The sequence below is a fragment of the Streptomyces sp. NPDC102402 genome (assembly GCF_044765765.1).
GTDB lineage: Bacteria > Actinomycetota > Actinomycetes > Streptomycetales > Streptomycetaceae > Streptomyces.
The window spans coordinates 40,928-63,824 of record NZ_JBIWKR010000001.1 but is presented as its reverse complement, the minus strand read 5'-3'; the positions used below and the strand labels follow the sequence as shown (position 1 = coordinate 63,824).

The following is a 22,897-nucleotide window of genomic DNA, read 5'->3' as shown; positions in this document are numbered from 1 at the left end:
CACCTCGTATGTGTGCAGCTCGGAAGGGGTGTGACGGTGCCTCTTCTGAAGGCTTTCAGATGTCCCGGAAGACACCACGCGGTTCCGTGGCCTGCGGCGATACGCGATTGCAGTGCGTTGAACTGCGTGGGTCAACTTTCGGATGTCTCCCGTGCGTGCACGTTCATGCGGCCGAAAGTCCCAGAGAAGTCCCAGGGGCCCCGCAGTCCGATGTCCGACCGGAGGGCGAAGGAAGCCGCACCGCAGGCCGTCATCGGTTTCGCCCGTTCTTCTGTGGCAGGCCCCGTCAGGTGAGGCTCCAGCGCTGGTTGCTGCCGTTCGAGCAGGAGTAGAGCTGGATCCGGGTGCCGTTGGCGGTGCCGGTCCCGACGGCGTCGAGGCAGAGGCCGGACTGAACGCCGACGATGGATCCGTCGGAGTTGACGCGCCACTTCTGGTTGTCGCCGCCCCAGCAGCTGTAGATCTGGACCTTGCTGCCGTTGCTCGTGCCGGCGGCGTCCAGGCATTTGTCGCCGTAGACCCGGAGCTCACCCGAGTCGGTGGCCGCCCACTGCTGGTTGGTGCCGCTGCCGCAGTCCCACAGCTGGAGCTGGGTGCCGTCGTTGGTGCTGGCGTTGGGCACATCCAGGCAGCGGCTCGAACCGGCGCCCTTGATCTGTCCGGAGCCCGCCGGGGGCTCAGTGGTGTCGCCGGCATTGAGTGCGTCGAGGACGGCGGAGTAGGCGGCCTTCTTGCTGCCGTCGTTGTTGAACAGCAGCGGTGTGTGCTCCGCTCGCCAGGAGTCGCTGTCGCGCACGCCCCAGACGGTGACGCCGAGGCAGCGCTCGACGGCCAGGCAGTCGTTGGTCACGTTGGCGTAGGTCGTGGGCGAGGCGCCCTGGATGTCCAGCTCGGTGACGGCCACGTCGACGCCGAGGGCGGCGAAGTTCTGCAGCGTGGTGCGGAAGTTGCTGTTGTAGGGGCTGCCGCTGTTGAAGTGCGACTGGAAGCCGACGCAGTCGATCGGCACGCCGCGCTGCTTGAAGTCCCGGACCATGGAGTACATGGCCTGGGTCTTGGCCCAGGTCCAGTCCTCGACGTTGTAGTCGTTGTAGCAGAGCTTGGCGGACGGGTCGGCGGCGCGCGCGGTGCGGAAGGCGAGCTCGATCCAGTCGTTGCCGCTGCGCTGCAGGTTGGAGTCGCGTCGGGCTCCCGAACTTCCGTCGGCGAAAGCCTCGTTCACTACGTCCCACTGGACGATCTTGCCCTTGTAGTGGGCCATCACGCCGTTGATGTGGCCGATCATCGCCTGGCGCAGATCGCTGCCGTTGAGGCTCTGCATCCAGCCGGGCTGCTGCGAGTGCCAGGCCAGGGTGTGGCCGCGCACCTCCTTGCCGTTCTGCACCGCCCAGTTGTAGACGCGGTCGGCGGAGCTGAAGTTGAACTGGCCCCGCTGCGGCTCCGTGGCGTCGATCTTCATCTCGTTCTCGGCCGTCACCATGTTGAACTCACGGTTCGCGATCGACGTGTACGTCGAGTCGCCCAGCCTGCCCGAGGCGATGGCGGTGCCGAAATACCGGCCGCTCTGCGCCGCCGCGGCGCCCAGCGTGCTCTCGGCGGCGTGTGCTCCCGGTGGCGCGACCAGCGCGGCGGACGCACCGAGGACGCCGACGACCAGCGTCAACAGCAGGCTGCGAGCTTTCCGGCGGACAACGGGTCGTGGAAGGGCGTAGGAGCCCATGACTGTGCCTCCAAGGTGGAAATCACGAAAGGACTGAGGGTGCGCGGATCTGCCGTGCAGCACGGAATGCCGAGGCCGACGTTCGGTATCTCGGACCATGGCCAGTTCCTCAGACACGGATGATTGAGGCATCAGTGAGGGGCCGTCAATACTCCCCGCAGAAGATGTTTCGATTTTTTATCCGAAACTTTCTTAACCCTGGTGAGTCGGAATGCAGTCCCGGCGCCGCGGCCGGCATGGCGCCGTAGGGCCGCGGCCGGGCAGTGTGCGGACGCTGCTTGCTCGGTCTCTCACCTCGGCGAATGCACCTTGGGCTGGCGGACTGTACCCGCACCGCCAGGAGATGTCCGGTCCGCGTGATCCCCTGTCGGGCCTGGGGTGAGGTGCTGTTTGTGGACAGATCAGGGTCAAGCCTTGACCGGAGTGCGCCGCATCTCTAGCTTGTGGCCTCGAAGTATCCGGGAATTCTCGAAACTTTCGAAACTGTCCCGGACCCACGGCACTTTCCGCTCCGCTGTTCGTCAGGGTCACCCCGACCCAGCCCCAGGAGGCGCAGCTCATGTGGTACCGCCCTTCGTTCTCGGCCCGGACAAGACGCCTGCTCGCGGTCCTTGCGCCCTTGTTGCTCGTGGCCACCTTCCTCGGCGCCCAGCCCGCCGAGGCGGCGACCGTGGACCCCAACGCCTCGTACGTGCTGGTCAACCGCAACAGTGGCAAGGCTCTGGACGTCTACAACATGGCGACCGCCGACGGCGCCCGCATCACGCAGTGGACCAGGAACGACCAGGCGCAGCAGCAGTGGCAGTTCGTCGATTCCGGGGGCGGCTGGTACCGCATCAAGTCCCGCCACTCGGGCAAGGTGCTGGACGTCCACAACTGGTCCACCGCGAACGGCGGATCGATCGTCCAGTGGGCCGACCTGAACGCCGCCAACCAGCAATGGCGACTCGCGGACAGCTCGGACGGCTACGTAAGGTTCGTCTCGCGCCACAGTGGCAAGGCACTCGAGGTCCAGGGCGCTTCCACCGCCGACAACGCGAACACCGTCCAGTACGACGACTGGGGTGGCACCAACCAGCAGTGGCAGCTCGTCAAGGTCGGCGGCGGCAACACCGGCCCGTGCGACCTTCCGGGGACATACCGATGGGCATCATCGGGCCCGTTGGCGCAGCCCAAGCCGGGGTGGGTCTCGTTGAAGGACTTCACCGTCGTCCCCTACGACGGGAAACAGCTCGTCTACGCGACGACGCACGACTCGGGGACGAGTTGGGGTTCGATGAACTTCGGCCTGTTCTCCGATTGGCCGGAGATGGCCTCGGCCGGCCAGAACGCGATGTCAGCTCCCACCGTCGCGCCCACGCTCTTCTACTTCGCGCCGAAGGGCATCTGGGTGCTCGCCTACCAGTGGGGCGGGTCCGCCTTCTCCTACCGGACATCGAGCGATCCCACCAACCCGAACGGCTGGTCATCCCCGCAGGTGCTCTTCTCCGGAAGCATTCCCGACTCCGGAACAGGACCCATCGACCAGACGATCATCGGTGACGGGACGAACATGTACCTGTTCTTCGCCGGCGACAACGGCAAGATCTACCGGGCCAGTATGCCGATCGGGAACTTCCCGGGCAGCTTCGGTGCGACCTCGACAGTGGTCATGAGCGATACGACGAACAACCTGTTCGAAGCCCCGCAGGTCTACAAGCTGCAGGGCCAGAACCGCTACCTCATGATCGTCGAGGCGATCGGCTCACAGGGGCGCTACTTCCGCTCGTTCACGGCAACCGGTCTGAACGGCGCCTGGACACCCCAGGCCGCGACCGAGAGCAACCCCTTCGCAGGCAAGGCCAACAGCGGTGCGGCTTGGACCAACGACATCAGCCACGGCGAACTGATCCGCACCAGCCCTGACCAGACCATGACCGTCGATCCCTGCAACCTGCGGTTGCTCTACCAGGGACGCAGCCCCAACTCCGGCGGCGACTACGGCCTCCTGCCCTACCGGCCTGGTCTGCTGACGCTGCAGCGCTGACGACGTGGCGCATGTCCGGCTCCGGCCCGGGACCGGCGGGGCGGGCTCGGCGGACTGCCGAGCCCGCCCGGTTCTCCGCAGAAGGGCAGAGACGATCCGAGCGTCCTCGCCGGGGAGAAGGCCGCACAGCTGATCACGGCCGCCGGGAGACGGGCCGGTCGACGAGGCGGGCGGCCGCCACCGGAAGACCGGTGGCGGCCGCCCGTGCCGAGGGTGCTCAGTAGATGTTGGCCTCGATCTGCGAGCCCTCCTCGCGGCCGGCGTTGATCTGCGCGCGCAGCGAGATCTCGTCGTAGACACGGACCTCCTTGACGATGCGGCCCTCCTGGATCAGGAACTGCGAGACGCCGAGCACCGTGACCGGCTTGCCGGTGATCGGCCCGAAGGACGGGGCGCCGCGGTAGGTGCCGTGCATGGTCCACAGGACTGCCACGCGCAGGCCCGCGTAGCGCGGGGAGAAGTTCGTCTGGATGTCCCGGACCGCGAACCGCGCGTCGGGGAACGGGCCGACCATGGCGAGCAGATCGGCCTGGTAGCGCTCGGGCCGGATGACCGTCCGGTCGCCGATCGTGTGGAGGAACAGGTCACGGTCCATGTAGTCGTGGACCTTGTTCAGCTGACGCTGCGTCCACACCTCGTCGATGAACCGGAGCACCATCTCGCACTCGGGGCGGAACTCGTCCGGACGCTCACCGCTGACCCCGTTGACCAGCACGTCCTGCGGCGGTTCGTCGAGCATCGAGCCGCTGTAGCCCTGGAAGGTCAGCTCACGGGCCGCCTCGGCCGGGTCCTGGCCGCGCTGCAGACAGTCCGCGAGGTCGTCGCGCACGACCCACTCCTCCACCATCCGGCCGCGCCGGTAGAGGCAGTTGGCCACGGTGCGCTTGCGGATGCGGATGTTGCGGCCGTCCACCAGGTGCTCGTCGGCGGAGAAGACCAGGTGCGAGCTGAGGAACGCGTCGTCGCCGCGCGCCTCCCACACCACGTCCTCGGCCTGGCCGATGTGGCCCGGCGTGCTGCCCATGCGGATCGTGCTGCCCTCGATGACGCCGTCACGTCCGACGACGGTGCCGAGGCTGGCGTGCACGATCGAGTCGGGCTCGTAGTTGTCGACGATGTGGGCGATGTCGCGGTCGACCCAGATGCGGTCGGTCACCTCGCGGATGAAGTCGTCCGGGTCCTTGTAGGGGAGGTATGCGACAGGGTCCAGGGCCATGGTGCTTTCCGTTCCAGTGGTGTGGTGCGTGTGTGAATGCGTATGCGGACGGCTGGTCATGAGGGTAGCCGGGGGCCGGCGCCGCCCGGTCGGGGGCTAGCGGGCGAACTTGTCCGCGCCGAGCTGACTGCGGTACGTCTCCGTCATGAAGGCGCTCACGACGGCCAGCGCCAGGAGCGCGCCCACCGCCAGGTAGGCCCAGACGGCGTAGATGGTGCCGAAGGTGCTGACCAGCAGGGTCGCGACGAACGGCGTGGTGCCCATGAAGATGGAGAACGAGCTGTTGTACGCGATGGCGCTGGCGCTGAACCGGGTGCGGGTGGTGAAGAGTTCGGCCGCGCAGACGGTGACGATGCCCGTGAGGAAGAACTCCGGCACGAGGTAGATGAGCTGGCTGGCGACGGCCGTCCCGAACGTGCCGTGCTCGCCGACCATGAAGGCGACCGGGACCAGCACGATGGAGGCGATGGCGCCGGTGACCAGCATCGGTTTGCGCCCGATGCGGTCCGACAGGATGCCGGCCAGCGGCAGCATCGGGATGAGGACGGCGATGGAGATGGCGTTCGACGTCAGGGCCATCCACCGCGGCAGGCCCAGGGTGTCGGTCAGGTACTGGGGATAGAACGTGACCCAGGTGTAGGACAGGATCGCGAGCATGATCGAGATCCCGCAGAAGACCAGGATCGGCCGCCACTGCGAGCGCAGCGCCTCGCGGATCGGGTCCTTGACGACGTCCGCCCCCTCGTTGGTCGCCCGGACGAACTCCGGCGTCTCCTCGATGTGACGGCGCAGCCACACCCCGACCAGGCTGAGCGGGATCGCCAGCAGGAAGGGGAGCCGCCAGCCGTACGAGTCGAGGGCGTCGCCCTCGAACACCCAGCTGGTCAGGGCCGCCGTACCGGCACCGGCGAGGGTGCCGACGAAGCAGCTGTTGGAGGCGTACGACGTGTAGTAGGCGCGTCGGTTCGGCTCCGCCCACTCCACGATGAACGCGACGGCTCCGACGTACTCACCGCCGGAGACGGAGCCCTGGACGACGCGCAGCAGCAGGAGCAGCACCGGGGCGCCGATGCCGATCTGCTGGTACGTGGGCAGCGCCCCGATCAGGGCGGTGGTCACCCCCATGGCGACAATCGTCCACAGCAGGGTCTTCTTACGGCCCACCCGGTCGCCCCAGCGGCCCACGAGGGTGCCGCCGAGCGGGCGGAACAGACAGGCGATGGCGATGATCGCGTACGTGCTCAGGACCGCCACGGTCCGGTCGCTCTCGGGGAAGAACGCCGGGGCCATGATCGGCGCCATGTAGCCGTACAGACCGTAGTCGAACTGCTCGACGAAATTACCTATGCTGCCCGCGCCGATCGCTCGGCGTATCGCCTTCCGCCTGTTCGGGTCGGCCTGGGGGGAGGTGACGGCTGGGCCGGGTGGCGCCGTGGCGGACATGGCTGCTCCGATCACGCGGGGAATGGGGTATGCATACGTATGAATTGTGGGGGCTGGTCGAGAACACTAAGGACCTGGGTCCGGGGCGTCAAGGGTGTGCCGGGAGTGGGCCGGCAGGCTCCGGAAGGCGGCAGCCGGGAGCCCGGCGGGGCGGCGCGCAGGGGGTGCGCGACGCCACGCCGCGGGCAGGGTCTTCGGCCGTTCCGGACCCGGTCAGGCGGGGGCGTCGGCCGCGTCCGTCGTGCCGGGCCCGGCGAGGGCGCGCATGGTGTCCATGAGGACATGGGCCATGTTGTAGAGGACGAGCTGCGCCCCCTGGCGCTCGGCGGTCCGGCCGGCGTCGAGGCTCGGCACGATCGTCATCACCGCGCGCTTGTTGGCCCGCGCCGCGTCGTGCGCCCGTGCGGTCAGCCCCTCGACGACGCCGGGCCCCGGGAAGCCGCAGTCCACGGCCAGGTCGGCGGGGCCCACCAGGACCGCGTCCACCCCCTCGGTGCCGAGGATCGCGTCGGCGTCCTCGCAGGCGCGCCGGGTCTCGATCATCGCCACGACCAGGGTCTCGCGGGAGGCGGCCACATGATCGGCCGCCGTGACCGTACCGAACCGGCCCGCTCTGCTGTAGGTGGCGAAGCCGCGCTCCCCCCACGGCGGATAGTGGCTGGCCGCCACCGCCCGTACCGCGTCCTCGTGGCTGTCGACATGCGGGAAGACCAGCCCGGCCGCGCCCAGGTCGAGGCAGCGCAGCGCGAGTGCCGGCTCGGCCGAGCCGACCCGGACCAGGACCTCGGTGCCCTGCGCCGCAGCGGCCGTGAGGTGCTGCTGGAGGAGGGCCGTGTCGGCGGGGCCGTGCTCGCAGTCGATGACGACGTAGTCGAATCCCGCGACCCCGGCCATCTCCACCAGCGTCTCCGAGGGGAGCCGCAGCAGGGCGCCCCGCAACTGCTCGCCGTTCGCCAGCCGCTGCTTGAGGCTGCGGTGCGCGGTCACCGGGCCACCATCCCCGCGGAGAGGTCGATGTCGGCCCCGCACAGGCCGCGCATGCGCAGCATCGCGGTGACGGCCTCGCCCACCTCGTCCTCCGTGACCATCCGCCCCAGGGCGGAGCGACCGACGAACTCCTGCTCGGCCTGCGCGTAGGTGCTCCCGGTGCGCTCCGCCTCCAGACGGAAGTTGCGCTCCATTCGGGGACCCGAAACAGGCCCGGGGGAGAGCGAGTTGACCGTGACCCCCAGCGGTCCGACCTCGCCGGCCAGCGTGGTCGTGAGACCGATGACCGCCATCTTCGACGCGCAGTACGGGGTGCGCCGCAGCAGTGGGCGCTTGCCCGACACCGAGGCGATGTTGATGACGTCTCCCGCGCCCCGCGCGGTCATGGCGGGCAGGAAGGCCCGGCACATCAGGAACACCCCGCGCACGTTCACGTCGAAGACCTCGTCCCACTCCTGCGGGGTGATCTCGGTCAGCGGGGCGACCGGGCCGGCGATCCCGGCGTTGTTGACCAGGATCGATATCTCCTCGCCGGCCAGACCCCGGGCGAGCTCCTCGACGTCGTCGGGGCGGGAGACGTCGCAGACGCGGTACGAGACCCGCGGGCCGAAGTGCGCCGCGGTCTCCTTGAGCGCGGCCTCGTTGCGGCCCGTGATCACCACGCGGGCGCCGTCGGCGAGCAGCGACCCGGTGACGGCCCGGCCGAGACCGCTGCCGCCGCCGGTGACGAGCGCGGTGCGGCCGGTCAGCGGTGTGGTGCGGCCGGTCATGCGGCCCCCTCCTCGTTCCACGGCAGGGTGCCCTTGCCGTACTTCGCGGCGCGGACGTCTCCGGAGCGGGCGTGGCCCTCGAAGAGCTCGACGCGCGCGGCCCGGCCGCACACCTCGCCGAGCAGTGCGGAGGACGCGGTGTCGGTGACCTCCTGGTACGTCACCGTCTTGAGGTACTTGCCGACCCACAGGCCACCCGTGTAGCGGGCGGCACCCCGGGTGGGCAGGACGTGGTTGGTGCCGATGACCTTGTCGCCGTAGGAGACGCAGGTGCCCTCGCCGAGGAAGAGCGCACCGTAGTCGCGCATCTTCTCCAGCGCCTGGCGGGGGTTCTCGGTCAGCACCTCGACGTGCTCGCTGGCGTAGGAGTCGGCGATCCGGAAGGCCTCGTCGAGGGTGTCGGCCACCACGATCTCGCCGTGGTCGCGCCACGCGGGTTCGGCGAAGTCCTTCGTGGGCATGCCCGGCAGCAGGCGCTCGATGTGCCGCTCGACCTCGCGGCCCAGCTGCTCGGACGTCGTGACCAGCACGGCGGGGGAGTCCGGACCGTGCTCCGCCTGCGACAGCAGGTCGACGGCCACGACGAACGGGTCCGCGTTCTCGTCGGCGATCACCAGGATCTCGGTCGGTCCGGCGAACAGGTCGATGCCGACCTCGCCGAACAGCTGCCGCTTGGCCTCCGCCACGTACGCGTTGCCCGGCCCCGCGAGCATCGGGACGCTGCCGATGGTCTCGGTGCCCACGGCCAGCGCCGCGACCGCCTGGACGCCGCCCAGCAGGTAGATCTCGTCGGCGCCCGCGAGGTGCATCGCCGCGACCGTCGCGGCGGGGATCTCGCCCCGGATGGGCGGTGTGCAGGCGGCGACGCGGGGAACGCCGGCCACCTTGGCGGTCACGATCGTCATGTGGGCCGACGCCGTCAGCGGGTACCGGCCGCCGGGCACATACGCGCCGGCGGCGGCAACGGGGACGTGCCGGTGCCCGAGGCGGACGCCGGGCAGCGTCTCGATCTCGACGTCGGCCATCGAGTCACGCTGGGCCTGCGCGAACGTACGGACCTGCTGCTGCACGAAGCGGATGTCGTCCAGGACCGTGTCGGGCACCTGGGACACGATCCGCCGGACCTCGTCGGCGCTCAGGCGGAACGACTCGGGGCTCCACTTGTCGAACTGCTCGGAGTACTCACGGACCGCGTCGTCTCCGCGCCGGCGGATGTCGTCGAGGATGGCGTGGACGCGCTCGGCTACATCGGCCCTGGCCGCGCTCACCTGCGCGGCGGGGACGGGGGACTTGAGGTGTCGGGGCATGACGGCTCTCTTCGGCTGAGGGTGAGGATGAAGGGGGCGGGGGCGGTGCGTTCAGGGAGCGGCGGGCGCAGGTCTCGTACCGCCGGCGGCCGCGACGAGTCCGCGCAGTGCGTCCGTCACCGCCTCCGGGCGCTGCCACGGCAGCAGGTGTCCCGCCTCCGGCAGCAGGGTCAGGGCGGCTCCGGGGACCGAGTCGGCGATCGCCCGGTGGTAGGAGGGCGGGCACAGGGTGTCCCGCTCCCCGGCCAGTACGGCGGTGGGGCAGCGGGCCGCCCGCAGCGCGGAGGCCGCGTCCGTGCGGGTCGCCTGCGCGGCGAGCTGGGCGCGGGCGGCGGTGGCGCCCACCGAGTGCGCCATGGCGCGGTAGCGCCGCGCGGCCTCGGGCGTGGGGGCGCGGTCGGGGAACATGTCCGGCAGCGTCTGCTCGACGACGTCCGCGAACCGGCCGGCCGCGATCAGCTCGTCCATCGCCCGCCAGGCCGTGTACTGCTCGGGACGCGGCGGGCCCGCGTTGGTCGCCATCACGCACAGACCAGCGATCCGCCGGGGCGCCCGGCGCAGCGCCTCGAAGCCGACGATGGCTCCCAGGCTGAGCCCGACGAGCACGAACGGGCCCGCCACCGTGGCGAGCACGTCCTCGGCGAGCTCCCCGATGTCCCCGCGCCGCAGGGCGACGTGATGGACGTCGTGGCCCTCGGGGAAGCCGACGTCGCGCCACAGGCTCGCGTCGCAGAGCATTCCGGGTACGACGACGAACGGCAGCGGACGGCCCGTGTCCCCGTGCTCCACGCCGGTCACCAGGAGCGCGCGGAGCGGGGCAGCAGGGCGTACGGGGCGACGTAGCCGTTGTGGTCGATGCCGAGGCCCGCGTCCGCCGCGCTCTTGCGCACCTCCTCGTCCCACTCCAGTCGGACGCGCCCGTCACCGGAGTTGACCACGAGGAGGTCGCCCTGCTCGTCGCCGACATTGCGCACGGTGCGCCAGGCGTCCTGCGGGACGGAGAGCATGTCGCGGGGGCCGAGACGGACAGTGAGGGGGTCGGTGCGGTTGAGGGTGACCTCCCACAGGCCGTCCTTCACGATCAGTGTCTGGGTCTCGTGCTGACGGTGCGCCGAGACGCCCTGCCCGGGGTCGGCGCGGAGCCAGGCGACGTTGTGCCCGTGCGGGTTGAACACGCGGGGCTCCTGGTGCGGGTCCTCCGTCATGCCGTACCCGATGACGCAGCTCAGCCGGGCACCACCGCCGGGCAGGGTGCTGTCGAGGAAGGGGCGCTCGGAGAAGACCAGCTCGTCCGCGGCGGCGATTCGGCGCTTCATCTGGTCGGGGGTGTAGTGGCGCAGCCGGTCGATGTGCTCCTGCGCCATCGGGCTGACCAACTCGGACTCCGGCGGGAGGGTGTCGCCGGCGACGGTGTCGACCAGCTGGTTGTCCGCGGTGAGGTACAGGCCGTGCTCCCCGGCCTCCCGCAGGACCGAGGGGCCCCAGATGATGCCGCCGGTGTGGTCCATGCCCAGCACGGTGAACATCCAGCCGTCGTCCGGCCCGGTGTTGGTGAAGCCGCGGAAGATCCAGGTGGGGATGGAGGCGATGTCGCCGGCCCTGAGGGTGAGTTCTCCCTCGGTGCCGTCGGCGCCCCAGCGGAGCAGATACTCGCCCTCGGTGCAGACGAACACCTCGGCGGTGTAGTGCAGATGGAGGTTGTTGGTGATGCCGTGCGGCATCGCGGCGGCGCCGATGTTGTAGCCGTGCGGCAGCCGGAGGTTGACGTGCTGACCGGCGGCCTGGGAGACGCCCGGCCCGATCATCGCGTAGTTCTCCTTGCGGTCCGACCCGGGCGTACGGCAGTCGATGAAGGCCTGGTTGCACGAGACGAAGTCGCTGCGCGGGACCGTGCGGCGGGCCAGCTCGCCGGGTGATACGACGACGTCGGGCATGACTGCCATGACTGCTCCTTGCGTGTGAATACGTATGTATTACATGACAGGCGCCGGTGCGTTGGATGTCAAGGGGGCTGGGTGGGGAATTGGGTGGGGCATGCTTTTCCGTGCGCGCGCCGCGACGACCGGGCGGTGCACGGAGACGCGTGCGTACGGCATACGTATACTGGCCCGGAGGCGCGGTCGGGCGGCTCCGGTGGCGACGAGGAGAGAGCCGATGGGGATCACCAGTCACGACGTGGCCAGGCTGGCAGGTGTCTCGCAGCCCACGGTCTCGCGCGCGCTGCGTGACGACCCCCGTGTGTCCCAGGCCACCCGCGAGAAGGTCAGGCGGGCGGCCCAGGCGCTGAACTACGTGCCGAGCGAGGCCGGGCGCACGCTGTCGACGAGCGCCACCCGGCGGGTGGGCGTCATCGTCACCGATCTGACGAATCCCTTCTACCCGCATGTCATCGCCCCGCTCCACGACGAACTGAGCAGTCTCGGCTACCGGATGATGCTGATCACCGAGCGGTCCGACGAGGCGGTCGCCGAGGAGAAGCTGCTCGACCAGTCGATGGACGGAGTCGTCCTCGCCACCGCCACCACGGACTCCCGCCTGCCGGCCCAGCTGGAGCGGCGTGGCATGCCGTTCGTCTTCCTCAACCGCGACACCGGACGGAGTGACGACTTCGCCTCCGTCGTCGACAACGAGGGCGGCGGACGGCTCGTCGCGCGGGAGCTCGCGGCCCTGGGGCACCGCCGTGTCGCCGGGATCTTCGGTTCCGCGAACACCACGACGGGGCGCGAGCGCGAGCTGGGCTTCCGGCTGGCCCTCGCCGAGGCGGGCGTAGGGCTTCCGGAGAGCCGGGTGGTGCGTGGGGCCTTCGAGTACGAGACCGGCTACCGGGCGCTGCCCGCCCTCCTCGACGCGGACGAGCCGCCCACGGCGGTGTTCTGCGGCAACGACGTCGTCGCCATCGGTGTCCTGAACGCGGCGCTCGCGGCGGGTGTCAGGGTCCCCGAGGACCTCACCGTCATCGGCTTCGACGACCTCCCGATGGCGGCCTGGGAGGTGTTCCGGCTCACCACCGTCCGGCACGATCTGCGGGAGCTGTCGCGCCAGGCGGCGCGTCTGCTGGTGCGGCGGATCGCCAAGGAGGTCGACCCGGCCGGTGAACGCCTGGTCCTGCCGACGGAGTTCGTCCCCCGCGCCACGCACGCACGGGCCCGCTGAGACGCGCCGGCCCCGTCACACCGCCCGCTCCGGAGTCCGCTCCGTGCCCGAGGGGCATGCCGCCGGACCGTCACCCGTGGCACCCGCCCGGCGCTGCCGCGCCGCCCCCACCGCGACGAGCACGGCGGCGAGCCCCAGCGAGAGCCACAGCTCCAGCCGGTGACCGGGCAGTACGGCCATGAGTACCAGCACCCCGGCGATGAAGGCGACCGTGGCGAGGGTGAGGTAGGGGAACGCCCACATCCGGACCTCGGCCGGCAAGCCCCCCTTGCGGCGGGTCGCGTACTGCGTGAGCGCGATGACCATGTACATCATCAGGGCGATCGCTCCGCTGGAGGCGATGAGGTACGAGAAGACCTCCGGCAGCAGGTAGTTCGCGATGACCGCGGCGATCCCGATGACGGTGGAGGCCACGACCGCGTTGGCCGGCACTCCGCGCCGCGAGGTACGTGCGAAGGCGGCCGGGGCGTCACCCCGGCCGGCCAGTGAGAACATCATGCGGGACGCGGTGTAGACGGCGGAGTTCAGGCAGCTGCTCACGGCGACGACAAGGACGACGTCCATGATCCACGCGGCGCCCGGGATGTTCATCCGGTCGAGGGCGGCCTGGTAGGAGCCGGCCGCCAGGTCGCCGGCGTTCCACGGTACGAGGCAGACCACGATGAGGATCGAGCCGATGTAGAAGAGGCCCAGCCGCCAGACCACGGCGCGGACGGCCTTCTTGATGTTCTTGCGCGGCTCCTCGGACTCGGCGGCGGCGATGGTGACGATCTCGCTGCCCTGGAAGCTGAACATCGCGGTGAGCAGGCCGGCGATGACGGCCATGGCGCCTTGCGGGGCGAAACCGCCGTGGCTCCAGAGGTTCGACACGCCGTGGGTGTCCGAGCCCGGCAGCACACCGAGCACGGCGAGCACGCCCAGGACCAGGAACGCCACGATCGCGATGACCTTCAAAAGGGCGAACCAGTACTCGAATTCCCCGTAGTTGCGCACCGCGAGCAGATTGCTGCCCGCCAGTACGGCGATCACCAGGAGCGCCGGGATCCAGCTGGGGACCGAGGTCAGGCCGGCGATCACCTCGCCCGCCGCGATGGCCTCGATGGGGATGACGAGGATGTAGAACCACCAGTACAGCCAGCCGATCGAGAAGCCCGCCCAGCGGCCCAGCGCGCGGTCGGCGTAGGTGGAGAAGGAGCCCGTGTCCGGCTGGGCGACGGCCATCTCGCCCAGCATCTGCATGACGAGCACCACGAGCGCGGCCGCCAGCAGGAACGAGATCAGAACGGCCGGCCCCGCGGCGGCCACGGCGGTGGACGAACCGACGAAGAGGCCGGCGCCGATCACCCCGCCGATGGAGATCATGGTGATCTGGCGGCCCTTCAGGCCCTGGGTGAGAGCGGTGCCGCTCCCGCCTCCGGGAGGCGAGGGCGGCGCGGACGGGCGATGTCGCATGGGGGGACCTCGGGTGTGGGCGGTGTCAGGGGGAGCCGGTGCGGCCCGGGGCGCGGCCGACAGGGCTCGCTCGTGCGGGGTGCGCACCGGCGACCCCGTGCCGCCGCACGCGGAGCGGCGGCACGGGAGAGCGGTCAGAGCTGGTCGCGCAGAGCGGCCGGGATCTCGTCGAACGCGCCGGACGTCCGCCCGATCCGGTCGATGCGGAGCGTCGCCGTGGCGCCGTGGGCGGCCAGCCCCTCGAACGCCGAGATGCGCTCGACGGCGGGTGCGAGGGAAGCGGTTCCCTCCTTCGAGGCGCGCTGGTACGTCAGCGGCTTGAGGAAGCGGGAGACGGAGAGCCCCGCGTTGTAGCGGGCCGTCTTGCCCGTGGGCAGCACGTGGTTGGTGCCGGCGATGCCCTTGTCGGAGTAGGCGACCGTCGACCACGACCCGATGAACAGGGAGCCGTAGTTGGAGAGGTTCTCCAGGTAGTAGTCGTCGTCCTCGGTCTGGATCTCCAGGTGCTCGGGGGCGATGACGTCGGCCACGGCGACGGCGTCGGCCCGGTCGGCCACCACGACGACGGACCCGAAATCACGCCACGCCGGGCCGGCGATGTCCCGGGTGACCAGGGACTCCAGCTGGCGGTCCATCTCCGCGATCACCGCGCGTCCCAGCTTCTCGGACGTGGTGATCAGCGCGGCGGGAGAGTTGGGGCCGTGCTCGGCCTGGCCCAGCAGGTCCGCCGCGACCCACTCGGGGTCGGCGCTGTCGTCGGCGATGACGGCGACCTCGGAGGGGCCGGCCAGCAGGTCGATGCCGACCCGGCCGAACAGCTGCCGCTTGGCCTCGGTGACGAACGCGTTGCCCGCGCCGACCAGCATGTCGACCGGGGCCTCGCCGAGCAGGCCGAAGGCCATCGCGCCGAGCGCCTGGACGCCGCCGAGCGCGAACACCCGGTCGGCGCGCGACAGATAGGCGCCGTACAGGACGGCGGGGTGCGCGCCGTGCTCACCCGATGGCGGAGTGCATGCCAGCACCGTGGGCACACCGGCGGTCTTCGCCACGTTCACCGTCATGAAGGCGCTGGCGAGCAGCGGGAATCGGCCGGCCGGCAGATACGCGCCGACCCGGGAGACGGGGACGTAGCGCTGGCCGCCGGCGACACCCGGAGCGACCTCGACCTCGAAGTCCGTCAGGTGCTCGCGCTGCGCGGAGGCGAACCGGTGGGTGCGCTCGTAGCCCATCTCCAGGGCGGTGCGGACGTCCGGGGGCAGCGCGTCCCCCGACTTCTTGAGCTCGGTGGCCCCGATCTCCACGTCGCCGGACCAGCCGTCCAGCTCCTGGGCGTAGGCGCGCACCGCGTCCATGCCCTTGTGCTCGATCTCCTTCAGCATCTGAGAGACCCGCTCGACCACCTTGGGGTCGCGCTGGGCGGGGGGACCGTCCACGGACGGCTTCTTGAGCCACTGGAACGGGGGGAGGGCCTGTGCTTCGTCGTGCGTGATCTGCATGGCAGGGACGCTAGACGTCTCGCTGCCACAGGACCAGAGGGGCAGGTCCTGTCCAATCCACAGGGTTTCCCTGACCCCCGCGGTGAGGCTGCGACTCAGAGACCGAGTTCGGTACGGAGTTCGCGAAGGGTGTCCTCGGCCAGCCGGGCGAGCTCCCTCGTGGCCCGCGACAGCGGATGTCCCCGCCGCTTGACGAGGGCGACCGTGTCGTAGAGGGGATCGGCGAACGAAGCGGTGCGCAGCCCCGGCGGGAACGACGGACCGGCGACCACCGCCCGGCTGGCGATCGTGTCGCCCACCCCGGCCGCCACCAGGTCCAGCGCGGCCTCCACGCGCTCCAGCTCGATGAGCGGGTCGATGGCGACCCCGGCGAGCTGGGCCCGCTCCGCGAGCTGCCGCCGGGTGGGGTCCTGCCAGCCGTAATGCGCGTCGTAGAGAACCAGCGGAGCCCGGGCGAACGCTTCCATCGTCACCGGGACGCGGGTCCGTTCCTCGCTCGCGCTGATGTAGAACACCTCGTCGCGCAGGAGCGGGGTCACCACCAGCCCCTCGTCGTCGATCGGCAGGACGACCAGGCCGGCCTCGATCCTGCCCGCGGCCACGGCGGCGGCGGTCTCCGACGAGTTCTGCCCCACGAGCCTGACCCTGACGGACGGATACCGGGCGTGGAACATCTGCACGAGGTTGGACAGGAGGTAGTAGTCCGCGTTGCGCAGAACACCGAAGGTCGCCGTCCCTCCGCCCAGGGAGCCCAGGGAGCGCACCGCCCTCGTCCCGCCCTCGGCGGCCTCCAGCGCCTGCTGGGCGTACGGCAGCAGTTCCTGGCCGGCCGAGGTCAGGGTCAGCGTGCGGCTGCCCCGTGCGAACAGCTCGGCGTCCAGTTCCGTCTCCAGGCGCCGCACCAGTTCGGAGGCCGACGCCTGGGCGATGTCCATGGCCTGCGCCGCCGCGGTGAACGACCCGAGTCGCCCCGCTTCGACGAAGGCCCTCAGCTGGGTGAGGGTCATGCGTGTTCCTGTGTCCTGTCGGATCGGTGAGGCGCGTCCGGGGTGGTCGTGCACAGCGCGGACGCGGTGGCCCTCGTTCTACCACGGAGCCACTGGTTCTCCCTGTGGATCCCGCTGGGTAAGGGGGCCTTGTCCTGAGGCAGACGCGATGATTGGCTCGTCAGCGCCCCGGGACCAGCGCCCCGGGACCAGCGCCCCGGGCACCACCAGACAGCCACGGGACACCCCCCTTGTGCGGAAAGTTGCCCACTATGACGGTCCCCCTGTCGATCGGCCTGGTCCAGGCGGCCGCGCTCCACCACGAAGCCGATGATCCGGACGCCTTCGCCGCGGACGTACGCCGTGTCGTCGAGACGCATCCCGGCGTACGCCTGCTCGCCTACCCGGAGCTGCATCTGTGCGGCCACGAGCCCGGCGAGGATCCCGGGACGGTCATGACCGAGGCGGCCGAGCCGCTGGACGGCCCTCGCGGCACCCGGCTGGCGGCCCTCGCCCGCGAACTGGGCATCTGGCTCGTGCCCGGCAGCGTCTACGAACAAGGCTCGGACGGCAAGATCTACAACACCGCCCCCGTCTACTCGCCCACCGGTGAACGGGTCGCCGAGTACCGCAAGATCTTCCCGTGGCGGCCGTACGAGACCACGGCGTCCGGCAGCAGTTTCGTGGTCTTCGACCTGGAGGGCCACGGACGCGTGGGCCTGACGATCTGCTACGACGCCTGGTTCCCCGAGACCACCCGCCACCTGGCCTGGCAGGGCGCCGACCTCGTGCTCAACCTGGTGCGCACACCGACCGTCGACCGCGCCCAGGAGGTCGTGCTGGCCCAGGCCAACGCGATCGTGAACCAGGTCTTCATGGCCAGTCTCAACGCGGCGTCGCCCGACGGCATCGGACGCAGCGTCGTCGTGGACCCCGAGGGGCGTACGCGCGCCGAGGCCGGGCCCGGCCCCGAGGAGGTCCTGACCGACGTGCTGGACCTCGCCGAGGCACGGAGGGTGCGCGCACGGGGGACGGCGGGCCTCACCCGGGTGTGGGACCCGTTCGCGGACGACCAGCTCCCGCTCGAACTCCCCCTGTACGCAGGACGGATCGACCCGGACCGCTGGCGCCGCGGAGCCCGGCCGTGAGCCGGCCCCTCCGCTCACGGTGCGAGGGGCCGGACGCCGTGCCTCAGCGGCCGGGCCCGGAGACGGACGCGGCCCCGGTCCGCAGCCAGACGGTGGTCCACGGCGGGAGCGTGTCACCGGTGAGCGGCGCGGAGGTGAGGAGGACCTCCCCCTGGGGCAGCCGCACGGGCTCGTCGGACAGGTTGGCGGCGGTCTGCCAGCCGCCGGTGCGCTCGAAGTGCAGCAGCCCCTGAGGTACCGGTTCCCGCGGGCCGGCCCACGCCAGCGCCTCGTCCGCGACCAGCGTGCGACGCAGTCGCAGGGCCTCGCGGTACAGCTCCAGGAAGGATTCCGAGTCCCCGCTCTGTGCCTCCGCCGCATACCGGCCCCAGCCGGAGGGCTGCGGAAGCCACGAGCCACCGGAACCGAACCCGAAGCTGGTGCCCTCGGTGGTCCACGGCAGCGGTACGCGGCAGCCGTCGCGCCCCTTGACGCGTCCGCCGCTGCGTACCCACATCGGGTCCTGGAGGTCCGCGCGGTCCAGGTCCGCGACCTCGGGAAGGCCCAGCTCCTCACCCTGGTAGACATACGCGGATCCGGGCAGCGCCAGCATCAGCAGGGCGGCGGCCCGCGCCTTGCGTTCACCCGCCGCCAGGTCCGGGACCGGTTCCCGGCCGTCGGTGAGCAGCCACGCCTCGATGTCGCGCTTGCGGTGGTCGCCGGGCAGGGCGTAGCGCGAGACATGACGTACGACGTCGTGGTTGGAGAGCACCCAGGTGCTCGTCGCACCGGCCTCGCGGGCGTCGGCGAGCGCCGTCTCGATGGTGGCGCGCATCTCGTCGGCATCGAGCCGTGCGCCGAGGAAGTCGAAGTTGAACGCCTGGCCCAGCCCGTCGGCGGAGGCGTACGCCATACGCCGTGAGGTGCCCACCCATGCCTCGGCGACGGCGAAGCGCGGCGGGTCGTACGAGTTGAAAACCTGCCGCCAGCCGCGGTAGATCTCGTGCACCGCGTCGCGGTCCCACAGCGGATGACTGCCGTCGACCGGCAGGGCGTCGGGCTGGTAGCTCTGCTGGTCACCGAGGTCGCGCAGCGGTGCGCGCAGGTCCTTGGCGAGGCCGTGGGCGACATCGACGCGGAAACCGGCGACACCCCGGTCCGACCAGAACCGCAGGGTGTCGTGGAAGTCCTCACGGACCTCCGGGTTGTCCCAGTTGAAGTCGGGCTGCTGGGGCGCGTAGAGGTGCAGGTACCACTGGCCGTCCGCAACCCGGGTCCAGGCGGGGCCGCCGAAGCTGGACGGCCAGTCGGTGGGCGGCAGTTCACCGTCGTCCCCCCGCCCGTCGCGGAAGACGTAGCGCTCGCGGGCGGCCGATCCGGGCGCGGCCCGCAGTGCCTCCTGGAACCAGACGTGCTGGTCGGAGGAGTGGTTGGGGACGATGTCGACCATGATCTTCAGGCCGAGCCGGCCGGCTGTGGCGACCATCTCGTCGAAGTCGTCGAGGGTGCCGAGCCGCGGGTCCACATCGCGGTAGTCGGCGACGTCGTAGCCGCCGTCGGCGAGCTGTGAAGGGTAGAACGGGCTCAGCCAGACGGCGTCCACGCCGAGGTCGGCGAGGTAGGGCAGCCGTGAGGTGACGCCGGGGATGTCGCCGAGGCCGTCGCCGTCGGAGTCGGCGAAACTGCGGGGATAGATCTGGTAGATGACCGCCTGCCGCCACCAGTCCGCGTCGCAGGGGGAGGACGGGGAGGGGACGGGGGAGTCGTGGTGGGGCATGTGTGTACCTCTCGGGCTGCGCCCAGGACGGGGTTCGGATGTGCGGAAGTCAGGAGCATGACGGCCGGACCGGCCGTCACGCCGTACGGGGCCCGGTCAGCCCTTCACGGCGCCGGTGGTCATGCCGGAGACGACGGACCGGCGGAAGATCAGCACCAGGACCGCGATCGGCACGGTGGCGACCATCGCACCGGCGAAGATCACCCCGTACGGCACCTGGTACTGGCTGGTGAACAGGGCGATACCGACGGAGACGGTGCGCCGGTCGTCGGAGCCGTTGAAGGTGAGCGCGAGCAGGAATTCCGACCAGGTCGCGGTGAAGGAGAACACCCCGGCCGTGAACATCCCCGGCCGGGCCAGAGGCAGGATCACCGTCACGGCGGTGCGCAGCGGGCCGGCGCCGTCGATGGCCGCGGCCTCCTCCAGCTCCCCCGGGATGCCGCTGAGGTAGTTGCGCATGATCCAGATCGCGAACGGCAGATTCAGTGCCACGTACGGGATGATGAGCCCCGGGTAGCTGTTGAGCAGCCCTGCCTGACGCTCCATGAGGAACAGTGGGACGAGCAGGGCGATCGGCGGGAAGACCGACAGCATCAGCAGCGCTGTCATGACGGCCCCGCGGCCGCGCAACGGCAGCCGGGCGAGGGCGTAACCGGCGAAGAACGCCAGGGACAGGATCAGCACCGTCGAGCAACAGGCCACGACGACGCTGTTGAGGAAGTAGTGGCCGATGCCGTTCCGGGAGAACGCCGTCTCGTAGTTGCCGAGGGTGGGATGGGACGGCAGCAGCGAGGGCGGCGTCGCGCTGATCTCGCCGGGCCCCTTCAGGGAGGCGGACGCCATCCAGATCAGGGGCAGCGTGGCGCACACGGCGATCACCAGCCCGCCGAGGTTGACGGCATTGACGTAACGGCGCACGCCTGTGCGCGGGACGTGGCGGCTCATGCCCGCCCCTCCTCGTCGACTTGGGCGCGGAAGACGCGCAGGAACAACAGGCAGCAGGCCAGGACGATGGCGGCGGTGGTGATCGCGACGGCGGCACCGCCCCCGAAGTCGAGGTTCTGGAACAGGATCCGGTACCCCAGCATCGCGACCGACTGGGTGGCCGTCCCCGGGCCGCCCTGGGTCAGGACGAACGGCAGGTCGAAGATCCCGAACGCCTGCAGGATGCGGAAGAGGACCGCGATCGCGACGATGGGCCGCAGCTGCGGCAGCGTGACCCTCCAGAACGTCGTCCAGGCGCTCGCCCCGTCGATCTCGGCGGCCTCGTAGACGTCGCCCGGGATCAGCATCAGACCGGCGAGCACGACGATCGCGACGAACGGCGTCGTCTTCCACACGTCGACGGCGACCATCGCCGCCATCGCGGGCACCGGCTCACCGAGGATGTCGGGCCGGGTGCCGAGCAGTTGCTCGCAGAGCCAGGTCACCGCGCCGTAGGTGCCGTTGAACAGATACGACCACAGCTGCGCCGCGACCACGTTGATCAGCGCCCACGGCAGCAGGAGCAGGGCGAGGATCCACCCGCGGGCAGCACCGAGCCGTTCCAGGACGAGCGCTGTGAGCGTCCCGAGGACCAGCTCGATGAAGACCGAGACGACGGTGAAGCCCAGCGTGAACGCGAGTGCCCTGTACCACTCGGAGTGCGTCAGAAGCGTTTCGTAGTGCGCGAGGGTGGGCGAGCCGATCCGCAGGCCGCCGTACTCCAGCCGGACCTCGCAGAACGACAGCACCAGCGAGAAGACGACGGGGAAGACCGTCACCGCCGCGATGACCAGGAGAGCGGGGGAGGCGAACAGCCACCCGGTGCGGGCGCGACGGCGGGCGGCGAAGCCTGGGGGCGCGCTCTTCGGGTGCCGCCGGGACCGGGGCGGTGCGTCGCCGGTGCGGCCGGTCGTCGCCGTCACCGCTGTCCTCGTCGCTGTCCTCGTCTGCTGTACTGAACTCACAGCGCCTTTCCTTCCAGGGCCGTACGCAGCCCCTCGCGTGCGGCGCGGACACCGGCCGCGGGTGAGAGGCTGCCGCGTACGACCGCGTTCGCCGGGGTGTACAGCGCCTTGCTGACCTGCGGGTAGTACGGGGTCTGCACGGGCCGGGCGACGAGTCGCAGGTCGGCGGCGCGCAGGACCGTCGGGTCGCCCGCCGCACGCGCCTGAGGGCCGTTCAGCACCGAGGTCATCGCGGGGATGACGCCGGCCTCCTGGGCGAGGAGGCGCTGCACCTCGCTCCCGGCGCAGAACCGGGCGAACTCCACGGCGGCACCCAGCTCCTGGGAGCTGGGGTTGACGAAATTGCTCCAGCCGCCCGCGCAGGAGACACCGGACCGGCCGGTCCCCTCGAAGCCCGGACGCGGCATGGCCGCGATCCTGCCGCTGACACGGGAGACCTTCGGATTGCTCGCATTGACCCAGGCGTACGACCAGTTGCGCAGGAACAGCCCGCGCCCGTTGGCGAAGGCGTCCTGCGAGTCCGACTCCTTGTACGTGGCCACGGTGCGGGGCGAGACCCCGTGTGCGGTGAAGTCGGCCATGAGCGAGAAGGCCCGCTCCGCCTCGGCCCCGCCCAGTACGGCCCTGCCCCGCGCGTCCAGGACCTCGGCGCCCGCGTCGGCGAGGAATTCGGTGACGTTGGCCGTCAGCGACTCGGAGACCCCGGCCTGCCACAGGAATCCGGTCTCCACGTCGCCGGCCCTCTGCACCGTGCGGGAGGTGTGCAGCAGCTCCTCCCAGCTGCGCGGCGTGCGCAGCCCGTGCTTGGCGAGGAGGTCCTTGCGGTAGAAGAGATAGGTGCTGTCGGTGAAGAACGGAACCGCGTAGGCGCTGCCACCGAACGTGGAGCTGTCACGCAGGGCGGCCGGAAAGGCGTCCCAGAAGCCGCTGGGAAGCAGCGTCTCCACCGGCAGTGCGAGCGAGGCGTGGCCGAACTGCGCGGGCCATGTCGTGTCGCCCAGATACACGTCGGGCTGGGGGGATCCGCCGGCGAGCTGGGTGGCGATGGCGCTGCGGTTGCCGTCCGACGTGGACAGGGCGTTGATCTTCGAGACGCGGACGAGTGGGTGCCGCCGCTCGAAGGCACGGATGATCAGATCCGCGACGACGGCGCCCCGCCGGGAGGGGATCTCGGAGACCCACCAGGTCAGCCGGGCCGGTTCTCGGGGGACGGTCGCGGCCTGCGTGAGCAGGTCGTCGAGGTCCTTTCCTCCGCACCCGGCCAGCAGACCCGCCGCGGCGACGCCCGCAGCGCTCGTCAGCAGTGCTCTGCGGTCCAGGGTCATGGCGCACTCCCTCCCTCTTGCGCTGTCAAATGACAGCGCTGTCACGCTAGGGAGGTTCATGAGTCGTGTCAATGGTCACAGTCGCCTGCATGGAGTGGAGATGCGTAATGACAGCGCTGCCACAATGGCTAGTGGTGCGCGGTGATCGTTGTGTTAGCGTCCA

Annotated in this window: 18 protein-coding genes; 3 read left to right on the top strand and 15 right to left on the bottom strand. The window is 70.5% G+C overall.

The window, feature by feature from the left end:
* Nucleotides 1-286 precede the first annotated feature (286 nt).
* On the bottom strand, nt 287-1,720 hold the full coding sequence (locus tag ACIRJR_RS00245) for an endo-1,4-beta-xylanase (RefSeq protein ID WP_403771423.1): 1,434 nt from the start codon (nt 1,718-1,720) through the stop codon (nt 287-289).
* A gap of 559 nt (nt 1,721-2,279) precedes the next feature.
* Between ACIRJR_RS00245 and ACIRJR_RS00240 the strand changes: the two genes are divergently transcribed.
* Nucleotides 2,280-3,746 (top strand): non-reducing end alpha-L-arabinofuranosidase family hydrolase, encoded by a 1,467-nt coding sequence (locus tag ACIRJR_RS00240; RefSeq protein WP_403771420.1) that lies wholly within the window; start codon nt 2,280-2,282, stop codon nt 3,744-3,746.
* A 217-nt stretch (nt 3,747-3,963) separates the two neighbouring features.
* Here the strand turns inward: ACIRJR_RS00240 and ACIRJR_RS00235 are convergent, their stop codons facing one another.
* The 7 genes from ACIRJR_RS00235 to ACIRJR_RS00205 form a co-directional block, all read right to left on the bottom strand.
* Nucleotides 3,964-4,962 carry an ester cyclase gene (locus ACIRJR_RS00235; protein ID WP_403771417.1) on the bottom strand — a complete coding sequence of 333 codons (999 nt, stop codon included), beginning with the start codon at nt 4,960-4,962 and terminating at the stop codon, nt 3,964-3,966.
* Between the two features lie 96 nt (nt 4,963-5,058).
* A complete protein-coding gene (locus ACIRJR_RS00230) occupies nt 5,059-6,405 on the bottom strand; it encodes an MFS transporter (protein WP_403771414.1) in 1,347 nt (448 codons plus the stop codon).
* A gap of 213 nt (nt 6,406-6,618) precedes the next feature.
* Entirely contained in the window at nt 6,619-7,392 is a 774-nt protein-coding gene (locus ACIRJR_RS00225) for an HpcH/HpaI aldolase/citrate lyase family protein (RefSeq protein WP_403771411.1), read from the bottom strand.
* Nucleotides 7,389-8,162: an SDR family NAD(P)-dependent oxidoreductase gene (locus ACIRJR_RS00220; RefSeq protein ID WP_403771408.1), complete on the bottom strand. Its 774-nt coding sequence runs from the start codon at nt 8,160-8,162 to the stop codon at nt 7,389-7,391. Before ACIRJR_RS00220 ends, ACIRJR_RS00225 begins: the two co-directional genes overlap by 4 nt.
* Complete coding sequence (gene hisD, locus ACIRJR_RS00215) at nt 8,159-9,469, bottom strand: histidinol dehydrogenase (RefSeq protein WP_403771405.1); 1,311 nt, start codon at nt 9,467-9,469, stop codon at nt 8,159-8,161. The genes ACIRJR_RS00220 and hisD (ACIRJR_RS00215) overlap by 4 nt, the downstream gene beginning before the upstream one ends.
* 51 nt (nt 9,470-9,520) lie before the next feature.
* Complete coding sequence (locus ACIRJR_RS00210) at nt 9,521-10,258, bottom strand: alpha/beta fold hydrolase (protein WP_403771402.1); 738 nt, start codon at nt 10,256-10,258, stop codon at nt 9,521-9,523.
* A 5-nt stretch (nt 10,259-10,263) separates the two neighbouring features.
* Complete coding sequence (locus ACIRJR_RS00205; RefSeq protein ID WP_403771399.1) at nt 10,264-11,412, bottom strand: cupin domain-containing protein; 1,149 nt, start codon at nt 11,410-11,412, stop codon at nt 10,264-10,266.
* Nucleotides 11,413-11,437: 25 nt separating this feature from the next.
* Between ACIRJR_RS00205 and ACIRJR_RS00200 the strand changes: the two genes are divergently transcribed.
* Nucleotides 11,438-12,622 carry a LacI family DNA-binding transcriptional regulator gene (locus tag ACIRJR_RS00200; RefSeq protein WP_403771396.1) on the top strand — a complete coding sequence of 395 codons (1,185 nt, stop codon included), beginning with the start codon at nt 11,438-11,440 and terminating at the stop codon, nt 12,620-12,622.
* Nucleotides 12,623-12,637: 15 nt separating this feature from the next.
* On the opposite strand, the gene ACIRJR_RS00195 is transcribed toward ACIRJR_RS00200, so the two are convergent.
* From ACIRJR_RS00195 to ACIRJR_RS00185, 3 genes are all read right to left on the bottom strand, one after another.
* Nucleotides 12,638-14,074, bottom strand: a complete 1,437-nt coding sequence (locus ACIRJR_RS00195; RefSeq protein ID WP_403771393.1) for an amino acid permease — start codon at nt 14,072-14,074, stop codon at nt 12,638-12,640.
* 134 nt (nt 14,075-14,208) lie between these two features.
* The gene (gene hisD, locus ACIRJR_RS00190; protein ID WP_403771390.1) at nt 14,209-15,570 is read right to left on the bottom strand and encodes a histidinol dehydrogenase; all 1,362 of its coding nucleotides are present in this window, start codon (nt 15,568-15,570) and stop codon (nt 14,209-14,211) included.
* 95 nt (nt 15,571-15,665) lie between these two features.
* The gene (locus ACIRJR_RS00185; RefSeq protein WP_403771387.1) at nt 15,666-16,577 is read right to left on the bottom strand and encodes a LysR family transcriptional regulator; all 912 of its coding nucleotides are present in this window, start codon (nt 16,575-16,577) and stop codon (nt 15,666-15,668) included.
* A 251-nt stretch (nt 16,578-16,828) separates the two neighbouring features.
* Here ACIRJR_RS00185 and ACIRJR_RS00180 point away from each other — a divergent pair, with 251 nt between their 5' ends.
* Entirely contained in the window at nt 16,829-17,704 is an 876-nt protein-coding gene (locus ACIRJR_RS00180; protein ID WP_403771384.1) for a carbon-nitrogen hydrolase family protein, read from the top strand.
* A 43-nt stretch (nt 17,705-17,747) separates the two neighbouring features.
* On the opposite strand, the gene ACIRJR_RS00175 is transcribed toward ACIRJR_RS00180, so the two are convergent.
* The 4 genes from ACIRJR_RS00175 to ACIRJR_RS00160 form a co-directional block, all read right to left on the bottom strand.
* Nucleotides 17,748-19,460: a glycoside hydrolase family 13 protein gene (locus tag ACIRJR_RS00175; protein ID WP_403771381.1), complete on the bottom strand. Its 1,713-nt coding sequence runs from the start codon at nt 19,458-19,460 to the stop codon at nt 17,748-17,750.
* 96 nt (nt 19,461-19,556) lie between these two features.
* Complete coding sequence (locus ACIRJR_RS00170; protein WP_403771378.1) at nt 19,557-20,405, bottom strand: carbohydrate ABC transporter permease; 849 nt, start codon at nt 20,403-20,405, stop codon at nt 19,557-19,559.
* The gene (locus tag ACIRJR_RS00165; RefSeq protein ID WP_403771375.1) at nt 20,402-21,409 is read right to left on the bottom strand and encodes a carbohydrate ABC transporter permease; all 1,008 of its coding nucleotides are present in this window, start codon (nt 21,407-21,409) and stop codon (nt 20,402-20,404) included. The genes ACIRJR_RS00170 and ACIRJR_RS00165 overlap by 4 nt, the downstream gene beginning before the upstream one ends.
* A complete protein-coding gene (locus ACIRJR_RS00160; protein WP_403771372.1) occupies nt 21,406-22,734 on the bottom strand; it encodes an extracellular solute-binding protein in 1,329 nt (442 codons plus the stop codon). The genes ACIRJR_RS00165 and ACIRJR_RS00160 overlap by 4 nt, the downstream gene beginning before the upstream one ends.
* Nucleotides 22,735-22,897: the final 163 nt, after the last annotated feature.